Here is a 6,526-nt window from a genome sequence, read left to right as displayed (position 1 = left end):
GAGTCAACCCGTTATTTCAGGATTTTTTCTCTTCAACCGACCGGGTTGTCTGTGAAGTGATTCACATCCGCCGTGTCGATGGAGGCGCATTATAGGGAGCCGCCGAGGAATGACAAGCGGAAAAATGCATTTTTATTTCAACCGCTCACCTTTTCACCAAAACGTCTATTTTTGGTGCTTTTTAATCTCTTTTGGCAGATCTGCCAGACTAGTTATCACCCAGTCAGCTGCATTTTCTGCTTCTGGGGTGACTGGTTTACCGGTCCGCACTAATACTTTGGTTCCCACACCCGCCGCCGCCGCTGCCTGCATATCCTCCAGTTTATCGCCCACCATAAAAGACGCGGCCATATCAATGTGCAGGAATTCCTGTGCAGAGATAAACATGCCCGGGTGTGGCTTACGGCAATCACATGTCTGACGATACGCTTCTACTGTTCCCTGTGGATGATGCGGACAATAATAGATGCCATCAAGATCGACGCCACGATCGGCCAGAGACCAGTCCATCCATTCCGTCAGCGTCTCGAACTGCGCTTCGGAGAATTTACCCCGGGCGATACCGGACTGATTAGTTACCACCACCAGCGCATAGCCCATCTCTTTCAGCTGGCGCATGGCATCTATTACGCCCTCGATAAATTCGAACTCATCAATCTCATGGACGTAACCGTGATCCACATTAATTGTGCCGTCACGATCGAGAAAAATTGCGGGTACAGATTTTGCCACCGGTTTGCTCCTGAAAAAGGCTTGTTCAGCTAGTATCTCATGAATCGCAGCGCAATAAAGTGCTCATCGCACAGAGGTGGATTGATTTAGACGTCTGGATGCCTTAACATCCATTTTGTTTACGGTCATTCCCCGTATCTGGCAGAAGAAAATGCCACGGCTAACTTACATACGATAAAAATAATCTAATGATTAAACTTTCCAATATCACCAAAGTGTTCCAGCAGGGGAACCGAACCATTCAGGCGCTGAACAACGTCAGCCTGCATGTGCCTGCTGGTCAGATTTATGGCGTCATTGGCGCATCGGGTGCGGGTAAAAGTACGCTGATCCGGTGTGTTAACCTGCTTGAGCGCCCGACCCAGGGCAGCGTAGAAGTTGGCGGCCAGGAGCTTACCGCTCTCTCAGAAAAAGAACTCACCAAAGCGCGTCGCCAGATTGGCATGATTTTCCAGCACTTTAACCTGCTGGCCTCACGCACGGTTTTTGGAAACGTGGCGTTACCGCTGGAGCTGGATAGCACACCAAAAGAAGAGGTTACGCGACGCGTCACCGAACTGCTGGATCTGGTTGGGCTGGGTGATAAGCATGACAGCTACCCGGCCAACCTCTCCGGCGGGCAAAAGCAGCGTGTAGCAATCGCTCGCGCGCTGGCAAGCAACCCAAAAGTGCTGCTGTGTGATGAAGCCACCAGCGCGTTAGATCCGGCCACCACGCGTTCTATCCTGGAACTGCTGAAAGACATTAACCGTCGTCTGGGCCTGACTATCCTCCTTATTACGCACGAAATGGACGTGGTGAAGCGTATCTGTGACTGCGTCGCCGTCATCAGCAACGGTGAGCTGATTGAGCAGGACACGGTCAGCGAAGTCTTCTCGCACCCGAAAACGCCTCTGGCTCAGCAGTTCATTCAGTCCACACTGCATCTGGATATTCCGGAAGATTATCTGGAACGTTTAAAAGCAGACGCAACGCCTGACAGCGTCCCGATGCTGCGCATGGAGTTCACGGGCCAGTCCGTTGACGCACCGCTGCTGTCCGAAACCGCGCGTCGCTTTAACGTGAATAACAACATTATTAGCGCGCAGATGGACTACGCCGGTGGCGTGAAGTTCGGCATTATGCTGACGGAAATGCACGGCACACAGGAAGAAACCCAGGCGGCAATTGCCTGGCTGCAAGAACATCACGTAAAAGTAGAGGTGCTGGGTTATGTCTGAGCCGATGATGTGGCTACTGGTTCGCGGCGTTTGGGAAACGCTGGCAATGACCTTCGTATCGGGCTTTTTTGGTTTTGTGATTGGGCTGCCGGTCGGCGTACTGCTGTACGTCACGCGCCCGGGTCAAATTATTGAAAACGCGAAGCTGTATCGCACGCTCTCTGCGCTGGTGAACATTTTCCGTTCTATACCGTTTATTATCCTGCTGGTGTGGATGATTCCGTTTACACGCGTTATTGTCGGGACGTCGATTGGTTTGCAGGCGGCAATTGTCCCGCTAACCGTAGGCGCCGCGCCGTTTATCGCCCGTATGGTGGAAAACGCCCTGCTGGAAATCCCAACAGGCCTGATTGAAGCTTCCCGCGCTATGGGTGCGACGCCAATGCAGATCGTTCGCAAAGTTCTGCTGCCTGAGGCGCTGCCTGGGCTGGTGAATGCAGCAACCATCACGCTTATCACCCTGGTCGGTTATTCCGCGATGGGTGGCGCCGTGGGTGCTGGCGGTTTAGGCCAGATTGGATATCAGTACGGCTATATTGGCTATAACGCTACCGTAATGAATACCGTTCTGGTATTGCTGGTTGTGCTGGTTTACTTAATCCAATTCTCTGGCGATCGTATCGTCCGGGCTGTTACGCATAAATAACGTTACAAACAACACAAACTCGACGAGTTAAGGATATAACATGGCGTTTAAATTTAAGACCTTTGCAGCAGTAGGCGCACTGATTGGTTCGCTGGCACTGGTGGGTTGCGGTCAGGACGAAAAAGATCCGAACCACATCAAAGTAGGCGTTATCGTCGGTGCAGAGCAGCAGGTTGCTGAGGCCGCGCAGAAAATCGCGAAAGAAAAATATGGCCTGGACGTTGAGCTGGTGACCTTCAACGATTACGTTCTGCCGAACGAAGCGCTGAGCAAAGGCGACATTGACGCTAACGCCTTCCAGCATAAACCGTACCTGGATCAACAGATCAAAGATCGCGGCTACAAGCTGGTTGCTGTCGGTAACACCTTCGTTTACCCGATTGCCGGTTATTCCAAGAAAATTAAATCTCTGGATGAACTCCAGCCGGGTTCACAGGTTGCCGTCCCTAACGACCCAACCAACCTTGGCCGTTCGCTGCTTCTGCTCCAGAAAGTGGGCCTGATTAAACTGAAAGAAGGCGTTGGCCTGTTGCCGACCGTTCTGGACGTGACCGAAAACCCGAAAAATCTGAAAATTGTTGAGCTGGAAGCCCCTCAGCTGCCACGTTCTCTGGACGATGCACAGATCGCGCTGGCCGTTATCAACACCACTTACGCCAGCCAGATCGGTTTGACCCCTGCGAAAGATGGCATCTTTGTTGAAGACAAAGATTCCCCGTACGTCAACCTGATCGTGACTCGCGAAGACAACAAGGACGCGGAAAACGTGAAGAAATTCCTGCAGGCATATCAGTCTGAAGAAGTTTACCAGGAAGCCAATAAGGTGTTTAACGGCGGCGCGGTTAAAGGCTGGTAATCTCACCTCAGTGTAATATCATCAAGACGGGCATTTGCCCGTCTTGTCATTTGTGCGGTCAACTGCTTCAATATCTGACGTTTTGATTATCCACTGAGGAACTATTATGCGTGCTTTACCGATCTGTCTTTTAGCACTGATGCTGAGCGGCTGTTCTATGCTAAGCAGATCTCCTGTTGAACCCGTTCAAAGCACTGCAACCCCGCCAAAAGCGGAGCCAGCAAAACCGAAAGCGCCTCGCGCTGCGCCGGTACGTATTATTACTAAAGCCGACGAGCTGGTCGGTAAGCCATTCCGTGAACTGGGCGAAGTGAGCGGCGAATCCTGCCAGGCAACGAATCAGGACTCCCCTCCAAATATCCCAACAGCCCGCAAGCGTATGCAAATCAACGCGTCGAAAATGAAAGCCAACGCGGTGCTGCTGCACAGTTGCGAGGTCACCAGTGGTACGCCGGGCTGCTACCGTCAGGCGGTATGTATCGGTTCTGCGCTTAACATCACGGCGAAATGAGTTCATTTCAGTTCGAGCCGATAGGCGTTATCCGCTCCCCTTATAAAGAAAAGTTCGCCGTGCCGCGTCAGCCGGGACTGGTCCTTAACGGCGGCGGCGAGCTGCATCTTGTCGCGCCGTATAATCAGGCCGACGCAGTGCGCGGGCTTGAGGCATTCAGCCATTTATGGGTGGTGTTTGTGTTTCACCAGACCATGGAAGGGGGCTGGCGTCCTACCGTGCGTCCTCCTCGTCTGGGCGGAAATGCCAGAATGGGAGTTTTTGCCACCCGCTCAACGTTCCGACCGAATCCAGTCGGGATGTCGCTGGTCGAACTGAAAGGGATACGCTGTCAGAAAGATCGGGTGATCCTGGAGTTAGGTAGCCTTGACCTGGTTGATGGCACGCCGGTCATCGATATTAAACCTTACCTGCCCTTCGCCGAAGCGCTGCCGGATGCCCGTGCAAGCTATGCTCAGGACGCCCCACAGGCAGAGATGCCGGTTTACTTCACATCTGAAATAACGACGCAAATCAGCCAGCTGGAAAAGCGCTATCCTCGTCTGCGTGACTTTATCGTCGAAGTCCTGGCGCAGGACCCTCGTCCCGCCTATCGCAAAGAGGAAGACGCAGGAAAAACGTACGCCGTCTGGCTGCTGGACTTTAACGTGCGCTGGCGCGTAACTGATGCAGGTTTTGAAGTGTTTGCCCTGGAACCCAGGTAATTTTGTTCTCCTCTCTTTTGGCATCTTTGCCACACTGGTAAACTAAACCACTTTTTTTGTGTCAGGCTGGTGTTTCAGCCTGTTCCAATCGTCGAAATGGAACCGTAACAACATGCGTACTAGCCAATATCTGCTCTCCACTCTGAAGGAGACACCTGCCGACGCCGAGGTGATCAGCCACCAGCTGATGCTGCGCGCCGGGATGATCCGCAAGCTGGCCTCCGGGTTATACACCTGGCTGCCGACCGGCGTGCGCGTCCTGAAAAAAGTCGAAAACATCGTGCGTGAAGAGATGAACAACGCCGGTGCTATCGAGGTGTTAATGCCGGTCGTTCAGCCTTCTGAACTGTGGCAGGAGAGCGGTCGCTGGGAGCAGTACGGTCCTGAACTGCTGCGTATTGCCGATCGTGGCGATCGTCCATTCGTTCTCGGCCCAACGCATGAAGAAGTGATCACCGATCTGATCCGTAACGAGCTGAGCTCTTACAAACAGCTGCCGCTGAACTTCTTCCAGATCCAGACCAAGTTCCGTGACGAAGTGCGCCCACGCTTTGGCGTGATGCGCTCTCGCGAATTCCTGATGAAAGATGCCTACTCTTTCCATACTTCTCAGGAATCACTGCAAGAGACCTACGACAAAATGTACGTGGCCTACAGCAAAATCTTCTCCCGCATGGGGCTGGATTTCCGTGCTGTACAGGCTGATACCGGTTCAATCGGCGGTAGCGCCTCTCATGAATTCCAGGTTCTGGCGCAGAGCGGCGAAGACGATGTAATTTTCTCTGACTCCTCTGATTACGCCGCCAACATTGAGTTCGCAGAAGCGCTGGCACCAAAAGAACCACGCGGCGCGGCAACGCAAGAGATGACGCTGGTTGATACGCCAAACGCGAAAACCATCGCCGAGCTGGTTGAACAGTTTAATCTGCCGATCGAAAAAACCGTGAAAACCCTGCTGGTGAAATCGGCTGAAGGCAGCGCTTACCCGCTGGTAGCCCTGCTGGTCCGTGGCGATCACGAGCTGAACGAAGTGAAAGCCGAGAAGCTGCCGCAGGTTGCCAGCCCGCTGACCTTCGCAACGGAAGCCGAAATCCGCGCCGTGGTGAATGCAGGTCCTGGTTCTCTGGGTCCGGTGAACATGCCTGTTCCTGTGGTCATTGACCGCACCGTTGCGGCAATGAGCGACTTCGCTGCGGGCGCAAACATCGACGGTAAACACTACTTCGGCATCAACTGGGATCGTGACGTGGCGACGCCGGAAGTGGCTGACATCCGTAACGTGGTCGCAGGCGATCCAAGCCCGGACGGCAAGGGTACCCTGATGATCAAACGCGGTATCGAAGTAGGCCACATCTTCCAGCTGGGCGATAAGTACTCGCGCGCAATGAACGCTGCCGTTCAGGGCGAAGATGGTCGTAACCAGGTTCTGACCATGGGCTGCTACGGCATTGGGGTAACGCGCGTTGTTGCGGCCGCTATCGAGCAGAACTATGACGAACGCGGAATCGTCTGGCCGGATAACATCGCGCCGTTCCAGGTGGCGATCCTGCCAATGAACATGCACAAGTCTTACCGCGTGCAGGAGCTGGCAGAGAAACTCTACGCTGAGCTGAGCGCGAAAGGTATCGACGTGCTGATGGATGACCGTAAAGAGCGTCCTGGCGTGATGTTTGCTGATATGGAACTGATCGGTATTCCACACACCATCGTCATCGGCGACCGTAACCTCGACAGCGACGAGATTGAATACAAGTACCGTCGCAACGGCGAAAAACAGATGCTCAAGACGGGCGACATTCTTGATTACCTGGTGAAAGCCATCAAAGGCTAAGAAACAAAAAAACCCCGCCAGTGCGG

At 53.4% G+C, this 6,526-nt stretch carries 7 protein-coding genes; 6 read left to right on the top strand and 1 reads right to left on the bottom strand.

Translation table 11 applies throughout. From position 1 onward, the window contains the following. Window positions 1-165: 165 nt before the first annotated feature. Complete coding sequence (gene gmhB, locus ACNQ0T_RS12510) at window positions 166-732, bottom strand: D-glycero-beta-D-manno-heptose 1,7-bisphosphate 7-phosphatase (RefSeq protein WP_048965728.1); 567 nt, start codon at window positions 730-732, stop codon at window positions 166-168. A gap of 188 nt (window positions 733-920) precedes the next feature. Here gmhB and metN point away from each other — a divergent pair, with 188 nt between their 5' ends. The 6 genes from metN (at window position 921) to proS (ending at window position 6,500) form a co-directional block, all read left to right on the top strand. Next, complete coding sequence (metN, locus tag ACNQ0T_RS12505) at window positions 921-1,952, top strand: methionine ABC transporter ATP-binding protein MetN (protein WP_032625582.1); 1,032 nt, start codon at window positions 921-923, stop codon at window positions 1,950-1,952. Beyond that, window positions 1,945-2,598 (top strand): methionine ABC transporter permease MetI, encoded by a 654-nt coding sequence (locus ACNQ0T_RS12500; protein ID WP_003856130.1) that lies wholly within the window; start codon window positions 1,945-1,947, stop codon window positions 2,596-2,598. Before metN ends, ACNQ0T_RS12500 begins: the two co-directional genes overlap by 8 nt. Window positions 2,599-2,638: 40 nt before the next feature. Next, window positions 2,639-3,454: a methionine ABC transporter substrate-binding lipoprotein MetQ gene (metQ, locus tag ACNQ0T_RS12495; protein WP_006810023.1), complete on the top strand. Its 816-nt coding sequence runs from the start codon at window positions 2,639-2,641 to the stop codon at window positions 3,452-3,454. A 106-nt stretch (window positions 3,455-3,560) separates the two neighbouring features. Next, the gene (rcsF, locus tag ACNQ0T_RS12490; RefSeq protein WP_003856133.1) at window positions 3,561-3,965 is read left to right on the top strand and encodes an Rcs stress response system protein RcsF; all 405 of its coding nucleotides are present in this window, start codon (window positions 3,561-3,563) and stop codon (window positions 3,963-3,965) included. After that, window positions 3,962-4,669, top strand: coding sequence for a tRNA (N6-threonylcarbamoyladenosine(37)-N6)-methyltransferase TrmO (tsaA, locus tag ACNQ0T_RS12485; protein WP_023299375.1), 708 nt, complete (start codon window positions 3,962-3,964; stop codon window positions 4,667-4,669). The genes rcsF and tsaA overlap by 4 nt, the downstream gene beginning before the upstream one ends. Before the next feature lie 112 nt (window positions 4,670-4,781). Then, the gene (gene proS, locus ACNQ0T_RS12480; protein WP_023305473.1) at window positions 4,782-6,500 is read left to right on the top strand and encodes a proline--tRNA ligase; all 1,719 of its coding nucleotides are present in this window, start codon (window positions 4,782-4,784) and stop codon (window positions 6,498-6,500) included. The last annotated feature ends 26 nt before the right edge of the window (window positions 6,501-6,526 follow it).

Origin of the sequence: Enterobacter cloacae complex sp.6700776, assembly GCF_048284255.1 — a bacterium.
GTDB lineage: Bacteria > Pseudomonadota > Gammaproteobacteria > Enterobacterales > Enterobacteriaceae > Enterobacter > Enterobacter intestinihominis.
This window is presented reverse-complemented; position numbering and strand designations above follow the sequence as displayed.

What these genes read in the sequence shown, in the direction of transcription:
- metN (WP_032625582.1), top strand. Translation starts at nt 921, where the DNA reads ATGATTAAACTTTCCAATATCACCAAAGTGTTCCAGCAGGGGAACCGA.
- ACNQ0T_RS12500 (WP_003856130.1), top strand. Translation starts at nt 1,945, where the DNA reads ATGTCTGAGCCGATGATGTGGCTACTGGTTCGCGGCGTTTGGGAAACG.
- metQ (WP_006810023.1), top strand. Translation starts at nt 2,639, where the DNA reads ATGGCGTTTAAATTTAAGACCTTTGCAGCAGTAGGCGCACTGATTGGT.
- rcsF (WP_003856133.1), top strand. Translation starts at nt 3,561, where the DNA reads ATGCGTGCTTTACCGATCTGTCTTTTAGCACTGATGCTGAGCGGCTGT.
- tsaA (WP_023299375.1), top strand. Translation starts at nt 3,962, where the DNA reads ATGAGTTCATTTCAGTTCGAGCCGATAGGCGTTATCCGCTCCCCTTAT.
- proS (WP_023305473.1), top strand. Translation starts at nt 4,782, where the DNA reads ATGCGTACTAGCCAATATCTGCTCTCCACTCTGAAGGAGACACCTGCC.